Source organism: Burkholderia sp. BC1 (assembly GCF_052683555.1).
In genome coordinates this window covers 73,488-95,539 of sequence record NZ_JBQYLP010000022.1, presented here as the reverse complement: position 1 = coordinate 95,539, position 22,052 = coordinate 73,488, and the positions used below count along the sequence as shown (strand labels likewise).

Genomic DNA, 22,052 nt, shown 5'->3' with positions numbered 1-22,052 from the left:
AAAAAACTGCAGACGATCGCGCCCGAGCTGTTCGCCGCGCCGCCCGACGGCGGCGACGCCGAGGACGCGCAGACGCTGCAGGCGCGCCGCCGCCGCGCGGAAGCGGACGAGATCCGTGCGGTGCTCGACGCCTGCGGCGGCGACCGCGATCGCGCGTGCGCGATGCTCGGCATCAGCAAGACGACGCTTTGGCGGAAGTTGTCGGCGAAATAGCGGCGAGTCGCACGACGTTGCGGGACGCCGCGGCGCTACGACGCGCCGGCACGACGGCCGTCAGTCCGTCTTGTGATAGTGGCGGTACGCCTTCGCGCGATTGCCGCACGACGACATCGAGCACCAGCGGCGGCTGCCGTTCTTGCTGTCGTCGACGAACAGCCACTGGCACGCGTCGTTCGCGCACCGCTTCACCTTCGCGAGCCGTACGCCGCCGAGCAGGTCGGTCGCCGACCACAGCACGGGGCTCAGCAGCGCGGCGAGCGTCGCGCCGGGCGGCTCCATTCGCCATGCATAGCGGCCGTCCATGCGCGCGAGCGCGACGCGCGGCGACGCTTCCGTGAGAAACGCCCCCACCTGTTTCAGATCGTCGGCCTGCGGCTCGCGTTGCTCCGCCTGCGCAAGGAACAGCCGATACAACGCCTCGCGCAACGCGAGCGCATGCGCGAGCCAGGCCGGCTCGTCGTCGATCCCTGCGCGGCACGCGTCGGCGACACACGCGGGCACGCCGGCCTGATCGCGACACCACGCGAACAGGTCGTCGATCGTCCGCAAGGTTTCGGTCGGCGGCTCGGTGCCGCGCCAATACAACGTGTTCGCGAAATCGATGCTCAGGGTGTCGGCCGGTGCCGGAATCAGGCAGTCCGGCCGGGTAGGGGCGCGTCGGGCATTCATGTCGGCGATCGTACTAACCGCCATGCCGGTTGACAAGCGCCGAAACGGTTCCTAGCATAACCGGCATGGTGGTTAAAAACGGTTTGCTGCACTGACGTCCCCCTTCCGTCCAAGGAGCCCCAGATGATCGATCACCTTTCCTTCGGCGTTGCGCAGATCGAGCGCAGCCGCACGTTCTACGACAACACGCTCGGCGCGCTCGGCTACAAGCGGCTGCACACGGCCGCCGACTCGCTTGGATACGGCGCCGACGAGCCGTCGCTCTGGCTCACGCGTACGGCGCGCCCGGTCGTCGCGGACCCGGAATCGGGCCTGCACATTTCGTTCAAGGCGGCGTCGCCGGTCGAGGTCGACGCGTTCTATCGCGCCGCGCTCGCGCACGGCGGCCAGGACAACGGCGGCCCCGGCAAGCGCGACCAGTACGGGCCCGGCTATTACGCGGCGTTCGTCGTCGATCCGGACGGTTACCGGATCGAAGCGCATTGCGAACTCGACAACATCGTGTGATGGCCGGCCGGCGGCGCAATGAACGCCTGCCGGCCCGCGTAAACGACGACAGCCCGATACCGGGCGATCCGGTATCGGGCTGTGTGCTTTCGGCTCTTCGCGCGCAGCCCGAGCGGGCCCGCGCCGTCTGCCGCCGGTGCCGCTCAGCGCGCGGCGCGCGTGAGCTGCAATTGCTCGCCGAGCCCTTCGATGCCGAGCCGCACCATCTGGCCGGCCTTCAGATAGACGGGCGCCGGCTTGATGCCCATCCCGACGCCGGGCGGCGTGCCGGTCGTGATCACGTCGCCGGGCTGCAGCGTCATGCAGCTCGACAGATACGCGATCAGCTGCGCGACGGTGAACACCATCGTGCGCGTGTTGCCGTTCTGATAGCGGTGGCCGTCCACTTCGAGCCACAGGTCGAGCGACTGCGGGTCCGGCACCTCGTCGCGCGTGACGAGCCACGGGCCGATCGGGCCGAACGTGTCGAAGCCCTTGCCCTTGTCCCACTGGCCGCCGCGCTCGATCTGCCATTCGCGCTCCGACACGTCGTTGACCACGCAATAACCGGCGACGTAGTCGAGCGCGCGCGCTTCGTCGACGTCCTTGCACGGCGCGCCGATCACGACGCCGAGCTCCACTTCCCAGTCCGTCTTCACCGAGCCCTTCGGAATGTCGATTCCGTCGTTCGGGCCGCAGATCGAGCTCGTCCACTTGCCGAACACGACCGGCTCCTTCGGCACCGGCATCCCCGCTTCCGCCGCGTGATCGGCATAGTTCAGACCAATGCCGATGAACTTGCCGACGCGGCCGACGCACGCGCCGATGCGCGGCTCGCCCGACACCAGCGGCAGCGTGGCGGGATCCAGCGCGCGCAGTCGCGCGAGACCCGCGTCGGACAGGACGTCGCCCGCGAGATCCGGCACATGGGCGGACAGATCGCGGATGCGGCCGTCCGCGTCGAGAATGCCGGGCTTTTCCTGGCCGGGCGGGCCATAGCGAAGCAGTTTCATCGTGCTCAACCTCTGTAGTCGAATGTGTCAGGATACCGGCCGCCACCGCAGCGCGCAGCGGCTCGCCGGATTGATCGTCGATCGTCGATGGCATGCGCGGCACGATGGCCGACCTGCCGGCCGACGCGCGAGGTTCGCGCGGGCGCAGCGATCGCGGCGCCGCACGGCGCGGCGCGCATCGGACGGGCGGCCACCGGTCTGCGCATCGGCGACGACGGCGCGGCAGCCGCGTCGCGACGCGCCTCCACATCGGCCGGCGTCGCGCGCGGCCCGCACCGTCGCTGGCCCGCGACTCTTTGTACCATCGGCCGCGCAGCATGAAATGACGCGCGACGGATACCGACTATTGGCGAAATCGCGCGCGGTGCGGCGCAGCATCGCGCGCGTTGCACGGTGCGACGTCGCTGCGGACATGCTGCCAAGGTGCCGCGCGAGCCGTGTCGGGCCACAAATATCGGCTATTCGCGGCAATCGTGTCATCGGGAACGCCATCTGACCCGTTCTTGGCAGGTAACGATCGGTAAAAAGACGCTGCATTGCACACTGCAGGTTTATTGTCAGACTTACGCGAATTGTTTCATCGCGTTCGTCGGCGCCTGCGGGTCGCGTTGCCGCGTACGTCGCCGCCGATCGTCGGCAACTCTCGAACGACATGTCCACCACAATGCAAACGAACAACGACCTGCTTCCCGGTAGCGACGCACGGGAATCGTTGCGGGCACTCGACCGCTATCGCGCGCCCGCGCTCGACAAGGGGCTCGATATTCTCGAGCTTTTGTCCGAACAAAAGGAAGGCCTCACGCGGACCGAGATCACGAAGGAGCTCGGCCGCAACGCGAGCGAGATCTACCGGATGCTCGAACGCCTCGTCGCGCGGCGCTACGTGATGCGCTCGCCGGGCGGCGATCGCTATACGCTGAGCCTGAAGCTGTTCGCGCTCGCGCATCGCCATCCGCCGATGAACCGGCTGATCGCTGAGGCGCTGCCGCCGATGCAGCGCTTCGCCGATGCGGCCGAGCAATCGTGTCATCTCTCCGTCTACGACCGCGGCAGCCTGCTCGTCATCGCGCAGGTCGACGGGCCGGGCTCGTGGGGCGTGTCGGTGCGGCTCGGCTCGCGCGTCGGGCTCGCCGATACCGCATCGGGCAGCGTGATGCTCGCGTTCCAGAGCGCCGAGCAGCGCGCACACATGCTGGCCGAGCATCGGAAGGTGCAGGGCGAAGCGCCGCTGAACGAAGCGGAGCTCGCGAGTGCGTGCGAGTCGATCCGGCAGGCCGGTTTCCTGCAACAGGACAGCCGGCAGGCATATGGCGTGACCGATCTGAGCGCGCCGCTGCTCGGCCCGTCGGGACAGGCGATCGCCGTGCTGACCTGTCCGTACATGCGCCGGATCGACGCGCATGCGGCGCCGCCGATCGACGAGGTGGTCGAACGGCTGCGCGATACGGCGCGCAATCTGTCGATGTATCGCACGGAGACTTGCTGACGAGGTCTCGCGGCCGACGTGCGGCCAACGTGCGGCCGTGGTGCGACCGTCGTCGGTCCGGCGACGCGGCAAGCGGCTCCGGCGAGCGCGGCCGGCATCTGCCGTGCGCGATGCCGGCCGGTTCGCTACGCGCGTTGCACGGACATCGCGGCACGCACGCGCGTGCCGCTGGGCGCGTGCGCGCTACGCTAGAATAGCGGCCCTCTCAAAAACTACGGCGGCTGCGATCGCGGCCGTCGTGTCCGATGGATGTCATGGCCAAACTTCTGAACGATCAAGAATTCCAGCGTTTCTCCGAACTTCAGCAGAAGCAGGCAAGCTTCACGATCACCCCCGAAGAGGCGGACGAGCTCCGCGACATCGTCGCGCGCGCGCAGAAAAAGCGCGACGACCGCGCCGCCGCGATGCAGGCGATCGAAAGCTACATCGAGCAGTTCGACATCACGCCCGACGAGCTCTTCTCGCCCGAGCAGATCGGCGACGCGGCGCGCACGTACGGGCTGATCACGGCGACGAAGAAAGAGCGCGTGCTGCCGCCGTCGATCACGTTCAACGGCAAGCCGTATCAGTGGACGAAGACGCTGCCGGACGACGTGCGCAGCGCGCTGTTCGACGCGTTCACGTCCGGCGAGTCGGTCAAGCGTTTCATCGCGATGCCGAAGGACGCCGCGCGTTGCGCGCTGACGATCGCGCGACTTGAACGCGAAACGGGCGCCGTCTATGCCGACACGCACCTCGAGGAGCTCGCGATCTCGCGTGCTCAGGTGAACGACGCGGCAGCGAAGCTCGCAGCCTGAGGAACGCGCGGGGCCCGTGCGGCGCGGGCGATGCGCGCGGCGGGCGTGCCGGCTTACGCCGGCACCGCGCCCACCAAAAACGCACCGCGCGACCATGCTCCCGTAAAACCTCACCTCAATGCCAGTGAGCACTCACGTCGCCTCCCGAAAAGGCTCACCTTCGGCTCCTGCAGATCCTCACCGGCAGTTCCCGAACCCTCTCACCATGCGGTCCCGCAAGCGCTCACCGATGCGTCCGGCCGACGCTTACCGCCTGTTTTTACTACGCGTCGGCAGGTCCGTCCCGGAAAACCTCACCGGACGCTCCCGAAAACGCTCACTTTCGGCTCCTGCATAAGCTCACCGACCGCTCCCGTATCGGCTCACCGTTTGGCATGGCAAATGCCTGACGCGACGCTCCTGAAAAAGCTCACCTTTTGGGATCGGTCGAGGTCGCGCGAGCCGGAATGTCGGCGGGAACGTGTATCGCGGGACGACGTCGGCCGCACGGTCGCGCCGCGCCATGCCGATGAGGGGTCGCGAGGCGAATCGACACAGCCGACACTCCCGCCGCAGGTAAATCGACCAGCGCTCGCACGGACCGGCCCGCGCATTCGCCTCGCACCCAGCCCTCGCACTCACTAAGGCTGCAGATTCATCCTGAACCCGACGACACCCGGCTCTTCCGTCGCCGACACCTCGAAACCGCACGATTTCGCCAGCGCGATCATCGGCGCGTTCTCGCGCAGCGCCTCGCCGACCATCCACGCGGTACCGCGCGCTCGCGCGTAGTCGATGATCCGCGTCAGCAGCAGGCGCCCGAGCCCCTTGCCCTTCTGATCGGGCCGCACCGCGATCGCGAATTCGGCCGTCTCGTTGTCCGGATCGCTGACCGCGCGCGCGACGGCGAGCGTGTGCGCCTGCCCGGACGCATCGTTCACGACGGCGATGAACGCCATCTCGCGGTCGTAGTCGATCTGCGTCATCCGCGCGATCTGCGAATGATCGAAGCTGCGTACCGCGCCAAAAAAGCGCATGCGTAGATCTTCGGGCGTCATCGCGCGCAGCAGCTCGCTGTGCGCGGGCTCGTCTTCGGGGCGGATCGGACGGATCGTCACCGTTTCGCCGCGCCAGTCGAGCGTGCGTTCGAGCGCGCGCGGATACGGCATGATCGCAAGCCGGCTCCGTCCGGCCGCGAGCGTCATGCGCGGCGCGATCACGCCGACGCGCCCCGGCGACACGCGCAACGTGAGCGACATCGCGACGACTTCGCGCACGTCGCATACGACCTGCGACAGTGCGATCAGTGCATCGAGCACCGGCTCGATCGGCGCGCGCCGCGCATAAGGCGAACGCGCGATCACGGCACGCGCGAGCACCGTGTTGAGCGGCGGCAGCCCGTAGACGACGAACGGCGCCGATACGCCGTCGGCAGGCGGCACGGCGTAGCGAAACACGGGCCCGAAGTTCGAATCGTCGTACATGTCGACCGTCACGTCGACGATTGCGGCCTCGGTCGGCTCGTCTGCCTCGCCGTGCAGACCGAAGTGGGACAGCCAGTGCAGCGCGGCATCGCCCGTCAACATATGCCGGCCCTCATCGAGCATCCGGCGCGCATCGGCTTGCGCGGTCGCGATGCAGGCGGCGGGATGCGAAGGCGTACCTTCCGGTGTCTGCATCAGCAACTGGCGCCCGAGGTTGTAGTCGACGAGACGCGCATACGCTCGCGCAAGCCGCTGCGGTGTCGAGTGCACGGGAATGCCGCTTGCATGCAGCGCGTCGCGTGTGGCCGCATCGACTGCGCCGAAGAAGCACGCGAGCACGCCGCGATGCGCGTGCTGCCTGTTGTCGATCAGCACGCGCGCCACCGCATCGGCCGGTGCGCTGTGCGACGTCGAATGCACGACGAACAGCGTGCCTGTTTGCGGGAACGGCGCGAGCGCCTTGATCGCTGCGGCGAAATGCTCGGGCCGCGCATCGTCGCCGAGCGTGAGCGGATTGCCGGGCGTGTCGAGATGCGGCAGCGCAGCCGACATCGCGGCCGCGACCTCGGCCGGCCATTCGGCCAATGCGACGCGCACGTCGTCGATCGCATCGACGGCAAGCTTCGCGACTCCGGCGTCGCTCGTCACGAGCGTCGCTGCGCCGCGCGCCGTGACGCGACCGACACCGAGCGTCTCGATTTCGTCGAGCAGATCGTCGAGCGCATCGACGCGGACCATCCCCGCGCGCTGGAACGCCGCCGTGTAGAGCCCGTCGCCGGGATCCGCACGACCGGTGCGCAGCGCGAGCACCGGCTTGTTGCGCGCCGCCGCACGTGCGGCCGACATGAACTTGCGCGCGGCGCGAACCGAGTCGAGCTCGAGCAGGATCGCGCGCGTGCCCGGATCGCTGGCGAGATAGTCGAGCACGTCGCCCGCATCGACGTCGGCTTCGCCGCCGAGCGCGACGACGTGCGAAAAGCCGAGGCCGCGTGCGTTCGCCCAGCCGAGCACCGCGTTCGTCAGTGCATTCGATTGCGATACCCATGCGACGCCGCCGGAACGTACCGTATAAGCGGGCGCGCCGAAATGCGCGTGACGCGCGGGCGACAGCACGCCGAGGCTGCCGGGCCCGACGATGCGAAGCACGAACGGCTTCGCGGCCTTCAGCGCGCGATCGAGTGCCGCGCGATCGGCATCGCTGCGCGCATCGCCGATGATGATCGCCACACGCGTGCCCAGCTCGCCGAGCTTGCGCACGATGCCGGCCCACGTCGCCGGACGCGTACAGATCACCGCGACCGACGGCGGGGCAGGAAGCCGGTCGACGTCGGGTACGACCGCGTGCCCGTCGAGCTCGCGATGCTTGGGATTGACGGGCCACACCGGGCCGTCGAACGCGCCGTCGAGCACGCGCGACCATACCATCGCGCCGATACTGCCCGCACGCGACGATGCACCGACGACCGCAACGGACCTGGGCTGAAACAAGGCATCGAGATGGCGAACAGTCACATCGGCTCCATTGGCTGACGAAACACGGCCCGACCGGCATACGGCTCCGCGCCGCACACCGATCCGCGAATCCCAAGCATAGGCGAACGGCCCGCGGCTGCCTATATGCCGAACGGCCAGCTGTCCGACGGCCGTCAAGCCGCGCATCATGCATCGACCGTCGACACGTCGCGTGCCGCGCACCGCACTGAGCGACGTGCGTGCATCGATCGCAGCGCCGACGCATCGCGGACCATCGATACACGTGCCGCCGTCAAAGGTGAGGCTTTACAGGAGCGAAGGTGAGAATGTTCGGGAACACCATCCAGCGCTGCGCGCAGCCGCGTACGGTGATGAAAATGCGCTTTGTATCCGCACGCGTCGCATGGCGAATAACGTGGCGACAACGTTCGCGATGGCGCGGCCGTTTACCGAAATTCAGCGCGATAGCGGCCCAAATCGCAGCGAAATCGCGAAATGCGATCGGTCCATTGCGTGGCACCGCATCGCAATCGAACGGCGCGATGCTTTTTGCATGCGCGGAAAAACAGAACGGTGCGACGGCCGCAAGGCCGGTCGCACCGTCGGTCGGTACGCGAAAGGTGAGGATTTTCGGGAGTCAGTCGGCGATCAGGAATCGCGTGCGGTTCTTGCCGAGCCACGCGGGCGCGCGCCCGCGGCCACTCCAGGTTTCACCCGTCTTCGGGTTGCGATATTTCGGCGGCAACGTGCGCTTCGGTTTTGCGCTCGGCGCACCGAGCGGACGAAAACCGAGCTCTTCCGGCGTAATGTCGAATTCGTCGATTTTCGCCTTGATCTCGGCTATCGCGTCGGCAATCGCCTTCTCGCGTTCCTTGTCGATTTTTTGCTGAAGCCTTTCGAGTTGCACGGATAGTTGCCGGTAGGTCGCCATATCGATGGGATTCCTTGAGGGTTATTCATGAAAAATAGCCGACACCAAGCAAATAGAAAAGCGCGTTACCCGAAAGTATTTTCAGCCGCCCATTGCGGGATCAATAGCCGCTTTTCTTGCGGCATGCGAAGAGCAGGCTTCGCGTGCCGTTATCCGTCGATTGCTGGAGCACGTCGTACTCGCCGTTGCAGATCGCGCGTGCATTGTCCGTGCAATTGCTCCACGAGTCGCCCGTGCATTGAACCTGCGTAGTCGGGCGTCCGTCCGACGTGAACAGCGGCGCACCGCCGCCGCACCCGCCGAGCGCCGCGACGAGCGCCAACAACCCGGCCCCGCGCAGCAACGCCCGAGGCCCCCGACAGACCGACGCAAGCATGTGTTTCATTGTTCTTTCCGTCAACCCTTTTTTAAATGTCGCGAGTATGCCATGCACGGCCGCCTATTGTTCAATTGGGCGTGCGATCCGGCTGCCCGCGCGTCCGATACGGCAACGTTCGTGCCGGATCGTCGGTGATGCGAATGAAAACCTGTTCGACGTCGGGCAGCGCCTCGAATTCGCGTTGCAGCGCCTGTCGATCGAATCCCGGATTCGCACAGCCTTCGACATAGACGAAGCGCCGCTGCACGGTGATCCACAGGCTCGTGCCGCGCAGCCGTTCGGATCCGGCGAAATGCGCCTTGGCGGCATCCGCGATCGGCGCGTCGTACAGATAGGAGTTCGGCTTCGTGCAACGATGCGCGAGCCAGCAGGTCGTCCCGCGCTCGACGCGGTAGTGCGCGTCGTCCTGCATCTCGGCCTTCGTCATCCACGGGCCGAGCGGCAACGGGCATTCGGCGATGTCCCGCGACAGCGCGACGAACGGATCGTTGTACCAGTTGCGCCGCGCCGTGGGCGCGTCGGTATCGCCCGTCTGCGCGAGCGCGGACGTCGCGAGCATCAACGTCACCCAACCTGCGATGCCGATTCGCTTCATATCGCCTCCTGTCGGCCGATGCGCACGCGCATGCCGGCCGGCCTGTGTTTCGCGATCGTTCCCATACCCGATGCGCACCATGCAGGCGCGCGCACCCGCGCGGTACGCAGCGGCCTATCGACCGATACCGAGCGCTGCGAGCTTCTTGTACAGCGTTGCGCGTCCGATGCCGATCCGCGCGGCGGCCTCCACCACCTTGCCGTCGCACGCGGCCAGCGCGTCGGTGAAGAACTGGCGTTCCCACGCCGCGAGCGCGTCCGCATACGACACGTGCTGCCCGGCATGCGGGTCGCCGGAGCCGGACCTGGAACCGGCGCCCCCGCCGCCCGCCGGCACGGCAGCCGCCGGCACGGCCGGCGCGGCGTCCGCATGCACGCGCGTCGGTCCGAGAAACGGCGCGAGCGCACGTGCATCGATGATCGCGCGATCCGACAGCATCAGCGCACGCTCGAGCGTGTTGCGCAGCTCGCGGACGTTGCCCGGCCACGGATAAGCGCAGAGCATCCGCAACGCGTCGTCGGTCAGCTCGCAGTGCGCGGCGCGCCCGTGCTGCGCAGCGAGCTCCTCGAGCGTCACATAGACGAGCGCCGCAATGTCCGACGCGCGCTCGCGCAGCGGCGGCGCATGAATCGTCAGCACATTGAGCCGGTAATAGAGATCGGCGCGAAAGCGTCCGGCCGCGACGAGCGCCGGCAGATCGGCCGACGTCGCCGCAATGATGCGCACGTCCGCGCGCACGATGCGGTTCGACCCGACCGGTTCGAATTCCTTGTCCTGCAGCACGCGCAGCAGCTTGCCCTGCAGCGGCAACGGCATGTCGCCGATCTCGTCGAGAAACAGCGTGCCGCGATCGGCCAGCTCGAACTTGCCGACGCGGCCCTTGCGATCGGCGCCGGTATACGCGCCGGGCGCCGCGCCGAAGAACTCGGTTTCGAGCAACGTGTCGGGAATCGCCGCGACGTTGACGGTCACGAGCGGCTGCAGCGCACGCGCAGACGCCGCGTGAATCGCATGCGCGAGCAGCTCCTTGCCGGTGCCTGTCTCGCCGAGCAGCAGCACCGGCGAATCGACTTGCGCGGCGCGGCGCGCCTGTCGTTTCGTCTCGAGGCTCGCGGCGCTCGTGCCGACGAAGCTCGCGAACGTGTACTTCGCGCGGCGCGCCTGCGCGAGCGAGCGCTGCGTCGCGATCAGCTGCTGCTGAAGCTGCGCGTAGCGCGAGAAGATCGGCGTGAGCGTCTTCAACTGATCGAACAGCGCGAAGCCGATCGCGCCGACCGTCTCGCCGGCCTCGTTCTTCAGCGGCAGCCGCGTGACGACGAGCGGTTCGCGGCCGGTCTCCATGATGTCGAGCAAGATCGGCTGGCCGCTCGACACGACTTCGCGCAGCAGGCTGTTCGGAATCACGGCCTCGCAGTCGAGGCCGACGGCCTGCTGCGGATCGGCAAAGCCGAAACGCGCCGCGTAGCGCTCGTTCATCCAGACGATCCGCGCATCGCGATCGACGACCACCGTGCCCGCGCTCGAATCCTCGAATGTGCGAAACAGCGACTCGGCGGCGCGCCGCAGCACGTCGCCGTAGTTGGCGGGCAGCCGGGTCCAGTCGTTCATCATCGTGTCGTCGTCTCCGTGTATCTTCGGTCGGATGTCTCCGTATCGGGACGGATTATCTCATTTTGGAGACACGCCGGATTGCCTTGTCGCGGAACACCCCCGCCGAGTCGATACGCGATCGCGATCGCCGATTCGTCTCCATCCGGAGACGTTTCACGTAGAATCGTCAGACATTGGCCGGCGCGGGCCCGCCCGGCCACGCCGGAACCACGTCCGGCGGCGCATTGCGGCCGATGGCACGAAACCTGCACGAACCTGAGCCGGTCCGCGGCGCACCGTCCGACCGAACAACAACCAAAGCAATTAGGAGACTTCCCTTGTCTTTCGTGATCGTCCTCGCCGCGCTGGCGTTCCTGATGTTTGCCGCGTATCGCGGCTACAGCGTGATCCTGTTCGCGCCGATCGCCGCACTCGGCGCGGTCCTGCTCACCGATCCGGCCGCCGTCGCGCCGGTCTTCTCCGGCATCTTCATGGAGAAGATGGTCGGCTTCGTCAAACTGTACTTTCCGGTGTTCATGCTCGGCGCGGTGTTCGGCAAGGTGATCGAACTGTCCGGCTTCTCCGAGTCGATCGTCCATGCGGCGATCCGCTACATCGGCCGCTCGCGCGCCAATGCGGTAATCGTCGCGGTGTGCGCGCTGCTCACGTACGGCGGCGTGTCGCTGTTCGTCGTCGTGTTCGCGGTCTATCCGTTCGCGGCCGAACTCTATCGCCAGAGCAATATTCCGAAGCGGCTGATGCCCGGCGCAATCGCACTCGGCGCGTTCTCGTTCACGATGGACTCGCTGCCCGGCACGCCGCAGATCCAGAACATCATCCCGACCACGTTCTTCAAGACGACCGCATGGGCCGCGCCCGCACTCGGCACGATCGGCTCGCTGTTCATCATCGTCGTCGGTCTCGCGTATCTCGAATGGCGCCGCCGTGCCGCGATGGCGAAGGGCGAAGGCTACGGCACGTCGCTCGTCAACGAGCCGGAGCGCGTCGAAGCGCAGTCGCTGCCGAATCCCGCGCTCGCGATCCTGCCGCTGATCCTGGTCGGCGTGTCGAACTTCGCGTTCACGAAGCTGATCCCGCAGTGGTACGGCACCGCGTCGTACACCGTCGCGCCGGAAGTGCTGCCGGGCGTCCATGCGCCGGTGACGACGTCGATCAAGACCGTCGTCGCGATCTGGTCGGTCGAGGCCGCGCTGCTGCTCGGCATCGTGCTCGTCGTGCTGACCGCGTTCAAGCGCGTCAGCGAACGCTTCGCGGCCGGCTCGAAGGCGGCCGTCGGCGGCGCGCTGCTCGCCGCGATGAACACCGCGTCGGAATACGGCTTCGGCGGCGTGATCGCCGCGCTGCCGGGCTTCCTCGTCGTCGGCGACGCGCTGAAGAGCATCCCGAACCCGCTCGTCAACGCGGCGGTATCGGTCAGCTCGCTCGCGGGCATCACGGGCTCGGCATCGGGCGGTATGAGCATCGCGCTCGCCGCGATGTCGGACGTGTTCATCAAGGGCGCGCAAGCGGCCAACATTCCGATGGACGTGCTGCATCGCGTCGTCGCGATGGCGAGCGGCGGCATGGACACGCTGCCGCACAACGGCGCCGTGATCACGCTGCTCGCCGTCACGGGCCTCACGCACCGCGAGTCGTATCGCGACATCTTTGCGGTCACCGTCATCAAGACGCTCGCGGTGTTCTTCGTGATCGCCGTGTACTACATGACGGGGCTCGTGTAATCCCTTGCGGCGGGCGGCGCTTCGCACGCCGCCCGTGCCTGCCGGCCGCGTCCCCGTAGCCGGTGCGTTCTACCCGCGTTTCACGAAAGGAATGCAGCCATGCCGGACCGGCGCCTCGACGGCGTCCGGTCCCATACCGGCCGGCACCCGGCCGCCGGCGCACTCGGCGCCCATCGCACCGCCCTCATCTCCGCGCCATTCGGTCGCGACCGCGCCGCCGTCATTGTTGTCCGCAGCAAAACACTGCATTGGTCGCCGGCGCATTTTTCATGCGGTCGGCCCGGCCTACACTGGTTTCAACGTCGCCCGACGCATTCGTGACACGAAGCGCGGCCGATTCAAAGGAAACCTGGAGGTCCCGATCATGAAGCGCCTGATTCAAGCGGTTGCCCTTGCCCTGGCCGTCTCCGGCCCGGTCGTCGCCCATGCGCAGTCGAACCAGCCGCTCACGCGTGCGCAGGTCCGTGCCGAAGTGAAGGCACTGAAGCAGGCCGGCTTCCAGTCGAGCGACTGGTTCTATCCGGCCAGCATCCAATCGGCCGAAGCGAAGATCGCGCAGCAGAACGGCGCCGGATACGGCAGCGCGCGCGACGCGTCGTCGGAATCGGGCCGTTGATCCTCGGCACGGCCACGGCGGCCGTCACGTCTTCACGGGCTGAATCAGCTTCGCGCACGCCGCTGCCTGCGGGTCGCCCGCGGGCAGCTTGCCGCATACCTCGTCGAACTGCCTGACGACGGTCCTGACCGACGCATCGTGCGCGCCGCCGCTACGCCAGCGGTTCAATTGCGCGACGACCTTGGTCAGCGCACGCAGGTTCGCGCCGTAGAACGCATCGCGCGTCCTGCCGGCCTGCGCGAGCACGCTCGCAGCAATGCCTTCGATCCGCGCCGAGTCCTCGGGCGCCAGTTGCACCGCGTTCGCGAAATAGGTCGCGCCCCAGCGCAGCTTCGTCGCGGGGCCCGTCGCCGTGTCGTACGCCTTCCGGTACCAGTCGAGCGCCGCCGCCTTGTCGCCGCGCGCCTTCGCGTTTGCGGCCAGCCCCGACATGAAGTAGTACGGCGTCGACGAGCGCGGCAATTCGGCTTTCAACAGCGCGTCCGACTCGTCGAACAGTCCGGCATCGGTCAACGTATCCGCGCCTTCGCTGACGAGCGCCTGCCGCTCGTACGGATTCGCCGCGCCCTGCACCGACGCGGCGATCTGCCGACGCACGGTATCGACGAGCGCCGGCGCATCGAGCGGCGCGCCGCTGCGCGCCTCGCCGCGCGCGAGCAGCACGCGGCCGTGCAATGCCATCAGACGATCGATCGACGACAGCGTCGTATCGGCGGACAGCCGTGCGAGCGCCGCGTCGTATGCGCCGCGCAGCTTCGCGCGCTGCGCGTCGCTGCCGCCGAGATACGCGACGACGCGCGCCGGCGCCGTCACGAGCACGTCGGAATCGGCGCGCGACAGCGCGCGATCGGCCAACACCGTTCGCCATGCGTCGGCGAGCGCCGACTTGTCGAGCGCGCCGGCCTGAGGCGGATCGTCCGATGCGGCGACCACGGCCGCCTTCAGTGCGAAGCGCGCCGCCTCGGCTTTCGCGCCGGCCGCCCGCGCGCGCTGCGACAGCGTCTGTAATGTCTGCGCGACGCGATCGCCGGGCACCGGCAGCGCACCGTCGGTATCCCACGAGTAGTCGGCCAGCAGGCGCCACTCGTCCGCCGTCGGCGATGCACCGTCCTTCAACGCGCTCGCGAGCGTCTGCCGCACCGGATGCGCGGCGGTCATGCCGAGCGACAGCGCCTGCATGTAGCGGTCGAGATCGGCCTCGCCCGGCAGCCGCGTCACCTCGGTGCCGTCGGGGCGGAACAGGATCATCGTCGGATAGCCGTGCACCTTGAAGCGTTCGCCGAGCTTCTGCGCGCTCTCGGTGTCGCCGTCGAGATAGACAGGCACGAACAGCGACGAGCGCGTCTTGAACGCCTGCTGACTGAAGATCGTCGACTTCACCTGGTTGCACGACGGGCACCATACCGCGCCCCAGTACAGCAGCAGCGGCTTGCCGGTGCGCTTCGCGAGCGCGAAGGCGTCGTCGACGTCGCCCTGCTGCCACGCGATGCCGGGCGGCAGATGGGTACGCTGCGACGACGCACTCGCCGCGACGCCTTCCTGCGGCGCGGCGGTGGCAAACGCCGCACCCGATGCGGCGAACAGGCAGGCGGCAGTCAGAGTTCGGATAACGGTTTTCATCGAAGCGGGTTCCGTTGAAAAGACGATGGCGGGAAGACGCGTCGCGCGCCTGTCGCGACGGCCGGCAAATCGCTCGACGATACGATGCAGGCGCCCGCTTGAAAACGAACGAATTCTCGAATGAATATGAGGCACGGGCCGCTCGGCCTCACGGCCGCGGCCTGAGCCGCGCCATGCGATAGACCGAGGCATATGCGCCGTCGCGCAGCGCGTAGTCGGGCGATTCGCCTTCGATGCGGAAACCGTGCTTTTCGTAGAGCGCGACCGCTGCGCGGTTGTCGACGAACACGGTCAGCTCGATACGCGTGACGTTGAGCCAATTCTCGGCGAGGTCGATCGCGGCCGCGAGCAGCCGGCTGCCGATGCCGCGCCCGTGATGCGACGCATCGACCATCATGCCGAGCCCGGCCGCATGACGGCGCCGCGGATTCGGTTCGGTATGCAGGGCAAGATGGCCGACCACCGCGCCATCGACTTCGGCGACGAGGCTCACGCCCTGTTCGCGAATGCGTTCGAGCCGCTGCTGCCATTTCTCGAACGACGGAAACGGATGCTGCAGCGTGTTCTTGCAGACCGCCGGTTGCGCGGAGATTGTTCGGATGGCGTCGACGTCGTGCGCGTCGCTGTGCCGGATCGTGATGTCGGTCATGACGGGGGAGCGTCCGAGGTATCGTTCTTTCAAGGGCATGCGGCGGTGCGCGTACCGCATGCCGTCGAGCATATCCGGTTTCATGCGAATGCAACACGCTTGCCGCTTGTTCTCGCCCGGCATGTCGATGTCACCTGACGAAACCAAACCATCGCCGCCGATTCGGTTGCGCTCGCAACGGCCTGGCGGCCAAGCCATCTCATGCGGGCGGGGCACTTTTTTACCGACCGCGCCATGTGAATCGGTAAATTTCTCACCACCTCCACCCTTCATTCACCCGCACGCCGTTCGTTGCACACACAACGTCATGAGAACGACACGCGATGTCATTTCTCCATCACGTCGACGTCACGTCGGCTCCCTAGACTAGGCGCCGCCCTGCCCGGCATGCGCCGGGCCGGCGCGTGCCGACATCCCGTCCCGCGCATGACGAACGCGCGAACGACGAGGCGGCAACGACGGCCGACACCGCCACGCGACGCAGCGCGTCGTCCGTGAGGCGCGCCCATCGGGCGCGCGGCCGGCGCATCCGCACGCACGCGCATCGCGGACCGTCCCAGGGGGGGACGACGCTTGGGCGCAACCAGACGAAGTCACGAACGCTCCCATCATCAGAGGACTCGAACGCCATGACGTCACGCCGCAAATTTCTCCAGCAGACTGCCACCGCCGGCCTCTCGGCCGCGGCGCTGTCCGCGTTTCCGCCGAGCATCCGCCGCGCGCTCGCGATTCCCGCCTTTCACGAAACGGGCACCATCAACGATGTGAAGCACGTCGTGCTGCTGATGATGGAGAACCGCGCGTTCGACAGCTACTTCGGCACGTTCAAGGGCGTGCGCGGCTACGGCGACCGTTTCGCGGTGCCGTCGCCGAACGGTCGCGACGTGTTCTACCAGACGTACACGAAGACGACGCCCGCGGTTACCGTCACGCCGTATCACCTCGACGCGAGCAAGGGCAACGCGCAGCGCGCCGGCGGCACGCCGCACACGTGGGCCGACGCGCAGGCCGCGTGGGACCACGGACGCATGAACCGCTGGCCCGACGCGAAGACCACGCTGTCGATGGGCTACTACGACGCGGCCGAAGTGCCGTTCCAGCGCGCGCTCGCCGACGCGTTCACGCTGTGCGACCACTATCACTGCGGAATGCATACGGGCACGATCGCGAACCGCCTGTTCTACTGGAGCGGCACCAACGGCCCGTCCGGCATCAGCCCCGTCGACGGCAGCCGCGTGAAGGTCGCCGCGCTGAACAACCAGTTCAACGGCGGCAACGACATCGGCCCGTCGACGCAGGGCTGGACGTGGACGACGTACGCGGACCGGCTGCAGCAGGCGGGCGTGAGCTGGAAGGTGTACCAGAGCCTGATCGACAACTTCGGCTGCAACGAGATGATGGGCTTTCGCCACTGGCGCGCGGCCATCGAGCGGATGCCGGCCGCGCGTCGGCCGGTCTACGTCGCGTCGACCGACATCACGCAGCCGGTGACGGCCGCCGGCCCGTTCTACGATCCGGCCATCGACGATCCGCTGAGCCCGCTCGCAAAGGGCTTCGGCAACACGATGCCGTACGGCTTTCTCGAGTCGTTCAGCGACGACATCCGCAACGACCGGCTGCCGGCCGTGTCGTGGATCATCCCGCCGTCCGCGTACAGCGAGCATCCGGGGCCGTCGAGCCCTGCGCAGGGCGGCTGGTACGTGCAGGCGGTGCTCGATGCGCTGACCGCGAACCCCGAGGTCTGGAGCAAGACGGTGCTGCTGATCAACTACGACGAAAACGACGGCTTCTTCGATCACATGCCGTCGCCGGCCGCGCCGTCGCGCAATGCGGACGGCACGCTCGCGGGCGGCTACACGCTGTCGGGCGCCGACGTCGCCGCCGAGTATCACGACTTCGCACCGGCCACGTCGAGCCAGCCGGCCGCGGACGGACGCCCGTACGGCCCCGGGCCGCGCGTGCCGATGTGGGTCGTGTCGCCGTGGAGCCGCGGCGGCTGGGTGAACTCGCAGGTGTTCGACCATACGTCGACGCTGCGCTTTCTCGAGAAACGCTTCGGCGTCGTCGAGCCGCAGATCAGCGGATACCGGCGCGCAATCTGCGGCGACCTGACGAGCGCCTTCAACTTCCGCTCGCCGAACAACGAGCCGCTGCCGACGCTCGCGGGCCGTTCGACGAAGAGCCAGGTCGACGCGCTGAGTGCCGCGCAGCAGGCCGCTCCGAAGATCGCGCCGCCGGCCACGCCCGCGCCGCCCGCACAGACCATCGGCGTGCGACCGTCGCGCGCGTTGCCGTACGAGCTGCACGCGAGCGCGCAGGCCGACGCACGCAGCGGCATGCTGCGTCTGAAGTTCGCGAATACCGGCGACGCGGCCGCGGTATTCCACGTCTACGACAAGCTCCATCTCGATCGCGTGCCGCGCCGCTACGCGGTCGAGCCCGGCAAGACGCTGCACGGCGACTGGGCGGCAATGGCCGACGACAACGGTCAATACGATCTGTGGGTGCTCGGCCCGAACGGCTATCACCGCCGCTTCACCGGCGACCTCACGCGCATTGCCGCGGCCGGCGCGCCGAATCCGGAGATCCGCGTCGGCTACGCGGGCGCGAGCGGCAACCTGCACCTGCGGCTGAGCAACCACGGCGGCGGCACGGTGCGCTTCACGATCCGCTCGAATCAGGTCTACGGGCCGCTCGCGGGCCACGGCGCGACCGACACGCACGGTCACGGCAACGGCAACGGCACGGGCACGGGCACGGGCACGACGTGGACCGTCACGGTGCGCGGCGGCACGCAATCGGAGCTGCACTGGAAGCTCGACGCGACCGGCTATTGGTATGACTTCATCGTGACCGCCGATCACGACGCGCGCTATGCGCGGCGCATCGCCGGCCGCGTCGAAACGGGCCGGCATTCGGTCAGCGATCCGGCGATGGGCATCGCCGACCGCTTCTGACCGCCGCGGCGACGCGCACGCCTGCGCGTCGCCGGGCCGCCCGTCGGCGCCGCCCGACACCCGCGCGCCACCCGGCGCCGCCACGCGCAAACGCGCGGCGGCGCACGCGAAAACATCTGACGGAAGTGTGGTGTAGCCCTCTTTTCGACCCCTACGAAAATGCTCCGTAATGCCGTCCGTTCGCGTTAAACTGCGTCAACCTGTTTCGCAGTTTTTCAACAACGACACCTTCGCCCCCCACGGCACAACGACACGAGGATAGGTTCGATGCGCACTACCGGCTCATCCGGGGCAATGACCCTGCTCACCGAACACGACCCGGCCGACGGCCGCGAGCTGCGCTCGCTCCGGCTCGAAGCGACCGGCGACGGCAAGAGCGTGCTGTTGATCGAAATCGACGAACGCAAGCCCGGCATTCATCGCGAGGTCCGCTACGAGATCACGCCGGCCGAACTGATCGCGGCGATCCGCTCGCACGGCGCCGAACTGCCGGGCGAACACCACGGCGCCGCTTCGCTCGCGCGCACCCCTTCGTGAGATTCCGACGGTGAGCGGCGCGCAGCGCGCGCGCTCACCGGCATGTCCCTGCCGCCGTCAGGCGCTTTCCGTCATTCCCGCCGCCGTCTTGAAAATGGCCGATAATCGGCCCATCTGCGCACCCTGCCTGCGCATGTTCTTTTCGGCCAGCCGTCATGCTTCGTGATCTCGTCGCCCAGTACGGGCCGCTTCTCGTATTCGCCAACGTGCTCGCGGCGGCGATCGGCCTGCCCGTGCCCGCGATGCCGACGCTCGTGTTGTTCGGCGCGATGGCCGCGATGCATCCGGCGATGATCGGCTCGCAGCTCGCGACGGTGATTGCGCTGTCGGTGCTCGGCGCACTGCTCGGCGATACCGTCTGGTACGTCGCAGGGCGCCGTTACGGCGGCGCGACGCTGAAGACGATCTGCCGGCTGTCGCTGTCGCGCGACACCTGCGTGAAGAAAACCGAGCGCTTCTTCGGCCGCTACGGCGTGCGCGTGCTCGCGGTAGCACGCTTCATTCCCGGACTGTCGCTGGTATCGGTGCCGATGGCGGGCGCGCTGCATACGCGCTATCGCACGTTCGTCGGCTACGACGCGCTCGGCGCCGCGCTCTGGACGATCGCCGGCCTCGTCGCGGGGCTCGTGTTCTATCGGCAGATCGACTGGCTGTTCGCGGGCGCGAGCCGCCTCGGTCATGCGGTGCTGGTCGTGATCGTCGCGCTGCTCGCCGTCTATGCGGCGATTCGCTGGGTGCGCCGCCGCGCGCTGATCCGCCAGCTCGCACATGCGCGGATCGGCGTCGACGAGCTCGATGCGCTGCTGCGCGACGACGCGGCACCGGTGATTCTCGACGTGCGCTCGCCCGAGCATCGCAAGCTCGATCCGTTCACGATCCCCGGCGCGCAGTTCGCCGACGAACGGCAGATCGCCGACATCGTCGCGCGCTATCCGCTCACGCAGAAGTTCGTCGTCTATTGCTCGTGCCCGAACGAGGTGACGGCCGCGCTGATGGCGAAGCGCCTGCTCGACGCGGGCTTCACCGACGCGCTCGCACTGCGCGGCGGCCTCGACGCCTGGCGCGACACCGGTCGCGAACTGGCGTCGCTCGCGACCGATCTGCCGCCGGCCGCGAACGAGCCGGTCGCCGGGCTGCACAAGCCCGCGTAAGCGCGCACCGCGCCGCGCAGCGGCGGCGCGCGCCGGCGCCGTGCGATCAGAACGCGTGCAGCGGCAGGTTCACGACCAGACGGTACTCGCGGTTCGTCGCATCGGAGTAGTGCGTCGAACCGTTGTGCCACATCGCGATGAACGTGACCTTCGTGTCCTTCAGCTTGCCGCTCTGGAACGTGTACGACGGAATGAAGCCGAACTCGTGGTGACGGCCCTGCACCGGCGCGCCGTTGCTCCAGTAGATGCTCGAGTGGCTCGGATCGTTCGCCGCGCCCGCGCTGCCGTCCGCGCCCCAGCCCGTCACGCCCCATACCATCGCCTTGAAGCCCGGCAGCCCCGCTTCCTTGCCGTAGAACGTGTAGCGCAGCTGCAGCGACTTTTCATGCGGCGCGTTGTAGTCGACGTCCATCGAGTTCGCGAGGAAGATGCCGTTCGTTTCGTTCAGATAGTCGAAGAACTGGTCGCCGAGAATCTGCTGATACGCGAGCAGCAGCTCGTGCGGGCCGTGCTGCGCGGCGAGCGACAGGCTGTACGCGTTGTTGTTGATCTTGCCCTGCAGCGCGTCGCCGGTGTCGTGCGTCGAATAGACGTTGCCGAAGCCCGTCCATTTGATCGTCTGCGGGCTGCCGATGCTGTGCTTCACCGACGCGTAGTACTGGTGCCACACGTCGTCGGCCTGGTTCGCGTACAGCGCGACTTCGCCGTTCGGCGAGTAGTCCCACGTGCCGCCCACATACGTGATCCGGTTCACGCGCGTACCGCCGTACTGCGTCGTCAGGTTCGTGAGCGTCGAGTGGCCGCGCGCGTCGGTCTTCGTGAAGCTGCCCGCTTCGAGCATCACGTTCTTGAATTCGTTGCTGACGATCGTCGCGCCGAGGAACGTCGGCGGCAGCGCGCGGTTGTCGTGCTGCTCCATGAACGGGTTGTCGACGGCCTGCAGACCGTACTTGATCACCGTGTTCGAAATGCGCGCCTTCACGTCGTAGATGCCCGGATAGGCCCACGCGAGCTGGTTCGAGCCGCCGCCGCCCTTCGCGATGTGCGCCATGCTACCCGCGCCCGCGCCGCCGTCGAGCTTCAGCGCCGCATACAGCGATGCGTCGAAGCCGATACCGATCAGGCCGGTCGTATAGCCGGACTCGAAGTTCGCCATCACGCCCTGGATCCATGCGTGACGGTGCGGTCCGCCCTTGTTGTCGAGCACGTCCGCGTAATTGCGGAACAGGAAGTCGAGATGGCTGTCGGCGATGAAGCCTTTCGACTTCGATTGCGCGGACGGTTGCTCGTCGGACGGCGTGACGGCCTGGCTGGCCTCCGCGTTGACAACGGCGTTCGGCGTCGTCGCCTGTGCGACGCTCGCACTCGCGCCGGCGGCCGGCGCGGCCGGCGCGGCCTGCGCGACCGTCAGCGGCGCGGGCGCCGCGTCGTCGGCGCGCGCGATGCCCGTCAGCGAGACACCGGCGAGCGCCGGCAGTCCCCATGCAAGCAGCATCTTCGATGCCGTCCCGATCGTCTTCTGCTTTTTCATCGTGGTTCTCTTCTTGTGTTGATGTCGTCCCGCCGGTCGCGATCCGCGCCCGGCCCCCACCCGGCGCGACCGGCTACGGACGCGCCTGTACCCGCGACGCGAAGATCGTTCGCGCCGCACTTACCCCTGTCGACCTGCCTGCTTATCG

General features: G+C 67.8%; 19 protein-coding genes. 9 read left to right on the top strand and 10 right to left on the bottom strand.

All coding sequences use genetic code 11. From position 1 onward, the window contains the following. A partial coding sequence (locus ACSHSS_RS13520; protein ID WP_445545081.1) for a helix-turn-helix domain-containing protein occupies nucleotides 1-213 on the top strand: 213 nt, incomplete at its 5' end. A 60-nt stretch (nucleotides 214-273) separates the two neighbouring features. Here ACSHSS_RS13520 and ACSHSS_RS13515 read toward each other — a convergent pair. Next, nucleotides 274-912 (bottom strand): CGNR zinc finger domain-containing protein, encoded by a 639-nt coding sequence (locus tag ACSHSS_RS13515; RefSeq protein WP_445545080.1) that lies wholly within the window; start codon nucleotides 910-912, stop codon nucleotides 274-276. Nucleotides 913-1,011: 99 nt separating this feature from the next. Between ACSHSS_RS13515 and ACSHSS_RS13510 the strand changes: the two genes are divergently transcribed. Next, nucleotides 1,012-1,395, top strand: coding sequence for a VOC family protein (locus ACSHSS_RS13510; protein ID WP_445545079.1), 384 nt, complete (start codon nucleotides 1,012-1,014; stop codon nucleotides 1,393-1,395). Nucleotides 1,396-1,538: 143 nt separating this feature from the next. Here ACSHSS_RS13510 and ACSHSS_RS13505 read toward each other — a convergent pair whose 3' ends face one another. After that, a complete protein-coding gene (locus ACSHSS_RS13505) occupies nucleotides 1,539-2,387 on the bottom strand; it encodes an ureidoglycolate lyase (protein ID WP_012216272.1) in 849 nt (282 codons plus the stop codon). Nucleotides 2,388-3,051: 664 nt separating this feature from the next. Between ACSHSS_RS13505 and ACSHSS_RS13500 the strand changes: the two genes are divergently transcribed. Together ACSHSS_RS13500 and ACSHSS_RS13495 are read left to right on the top strand one after the other, a co-directional pair. After that, the gene (locus ACSHSS_RS13500; RefSeq protein WP_035955814.1) at nucleotides 3,052-3,873 is read left to right on the top strand and encodes an IclR family transcriptional regulator; all 822 of its coding nucleotides are present in this window, start codon (nucleotides 3,052-3,054) and stop codon (nucleotides 3,871-3,873) included. A 245-nt stretch (nucleotides 3,874-4,118) separates the two neighbouring features. Next, entirely contained in the window at nucleotides 4,119-4,670 is a 552-nt protein-coding gene (locus tag ACSHSS_RS13495; RefSeq protein WP_012216270.1) for a hypothetical protein, read from the top strand. A gap of 620 nt (nucleotides 4,671-5,290) precedes the next feature. Here the strand turns inward: ACSHSS_RS13495 and ACSHSS_RS13490 are convergent. From ACSHSS_RS13490 to ACSHSS_RS13470, 5 genes are all read right to left on the bottom strand, one after another. After that, on the bottom strand, nucleotides 5,291-7,645 hold the full coding sequence (locus tag ACSHSS_RS13490) for a bifunctional acetate--CoA ligase family protein/GNAT family N-acetyltransferase (protein ID WP_445545078.1): 2,355 nt from the start codon (nucleotides 7,643-7,645) through the stop codon (nucleotides 5,291-5,293). A gap of 598 nt (nucleotides 7,646-8,243) precedes the next feature. Beyond that, a complete protein-coding gene (locus tag ACSHSS_RS13485; RefSeq protein WP_006397409.1) occupies nucleotides 8,244-8,537 on the bottom strand; it encodes an H-NS histone family protein in 294 nt (97 codons plus the stop codon). 100 nt (nucleotides 8,538-8,637) lie between these two features. Then, on the bottom strand, nucleotides 8,638-8,922 hold the full coding sequence (locus ACSHSS_RS13480) for a hypothetical protein (protein WP_012468072.1): 285 nt from the start codon (nucleotides 8,920-8,922) through the stop codon (nucleotides 8,638-8,640). Between the two features lie 61 nt (nucleotides 8,923-8,983). Then, nucleotides 8,984-9,511 carry a hypothetical protein gene (locus tag ACSHSS_RS13475; protein WP_060041324.1) on the bottom strand — a complete coding sequence of 176 codons (528 nt, stop codon included), beginning with the start codon at nucleotides 9,509-9,511 and terminating at the stop codon, nucleotides 8,984-8,986. Between the two features lie 114 nt (nucleotides 9,512-9,625). Beyond that, on the bottom strand, nucleotides 9,626-11,122 hold the full coding sequence (locus ACSHSS_RS13470; RefSeq protein ID WP_217084425.1) for a sigma-54 interaction domain-containing protein: 1,497 nt from the start codon (nucleotides 11,120-11,122) through the stop codon (nucleotides 9,626-9,628). A 317-nt stretch (nucleotides 11,123-11,439) separates the two neighbouring features. Here ACSHSS_RS13470 and ACSHSS_RS13465 point away from each other — a divergent pair, with 317 nt between their 5' ends. Together ACSHSS_RS13465 and ACSHSS_RS13460 are read left to right on the top strand one after the other, a co-directional pair. Further along, nucleotides 11,440-12,843 (top strand): GntP family permease, encoded by a 1,404-nt coding sequence (locus ACSHSS_RS13465; RefSeq protein ID WP_006397414.1) that lies wholly within the window; start codon nucleotides 11,440-11,442, stop codon nucleotides 12,841-12,843. 364 nt (nucleotides 12,844-13,207) lie between these two features. Beyond that, nucleotides 13,208-13,459, top strand: a complete 252-nt coding sequence (locus tag ACSHSS_RS13460; RefSeq protein ID WP_445545077.1) for a DUF4148 domain-containing protein — start codon at nucleotides 13,208-13,210, stop codon at nucleotides 13,457-13,459. A gap of 24 nt (nucleotides 13,460-13,483) precedes the next feature. Here the strand turns inward: ACSHSS_RS13460 and ACSHSS_RS13455 are convergent, their stop codons facing one another. Next, nucleotides 13,484-15,079, bottom strand: a complete 1,596-nt coding sequence (locus ACSHSS_RS13455; RefSeq protein ID WP_445545076.1) for a thioredoxin family protein — start codon at nucleotides 15,077-15,079, stop codon at nucleotides 13,484-13,486. A gap of 148 nt (nucleotides 15,080-15,227) precedes the next feature. Next, nucleotides 15,228-15,728, bottom strand: a complete 501-nt coding sequence (locus ACSHSS_RS13450) for a GNAT family N-acetyltransferase (protein WP_217042312.1) — start codon at nucleotides 15,726-15,728, stop codon at nucleotides 15,228-15,230. A gap of 629 nt (nucleotides 15,729-16,357) precedes the next feature. Here ACSHSS_RS13450 and ACSHSS_RS13445 point away from each other — a divergent pair. The 3 genes from ACSHSS_RS13445 (at nucleotide 16,358) to ACSHSS_RS13435 (ending at nucleotide 20,373) form a co-directional block, all read left to right on the top strand. Then, the gene (locus ACSHSS_RS13445; RefSeq protein WP_445545075.1) at nucleotides 16,358-18,685 is read left to right on the top strand and encodes a phosphocholine-specific phospholipase C; all 2,328 of its coding nucleotides are present in this window, start codon (nucleotides 16,358-16,360) and stop codon (nucleotides 18,683-18,685) included. A gap of 267 nt (nucleotides 18,686-18,952) precedes the next feature. Then, nucleotides 18,953-19,222, top strand: a complete 270-nt coding sequence (locus ACSHSS_RS13440) for a hypothetical protein (protein WP_012216261.1) — start codon at nucleotides 18,953-18,955, stop codon at nucleotides 19,220-19,222. Between the two features lie 155 nt (nucleotides 19,223-19,377). Further along, complete coding sequence (locus tag ACSHSS_RS13435; protein WP_006413988.1) at nucleotides 19,378-20,373, top strand: DedA family protein/thiosulfate sulfurtransferase GlpE; 996 nt, start codon at nucleotides 19,378-19,380, stop codon at nucleotides 20,371-20,373. 46 nt (nucleotides 20,374-20,419) lie between these two features. Here the strand turns inward: ACSHSS_RS13435 and ACSHSS_RS13430 are convergent, their stop codons facing one another. Beyond that, on the bottom strand, nucleotides 20,420-21,904 hold the full coding sequence (locus ACSHSS_RS13430; RefSeq protein WP_445545074.1) for an OprD family porin: 1,485 nt from the start codon (nucleotides 21,902-21,904) through the stop codon (nucleotides 20,420-20,422). Between the last annotated feature and the right edge of the window lie 148 nt (nucleotides 21,905-22,052).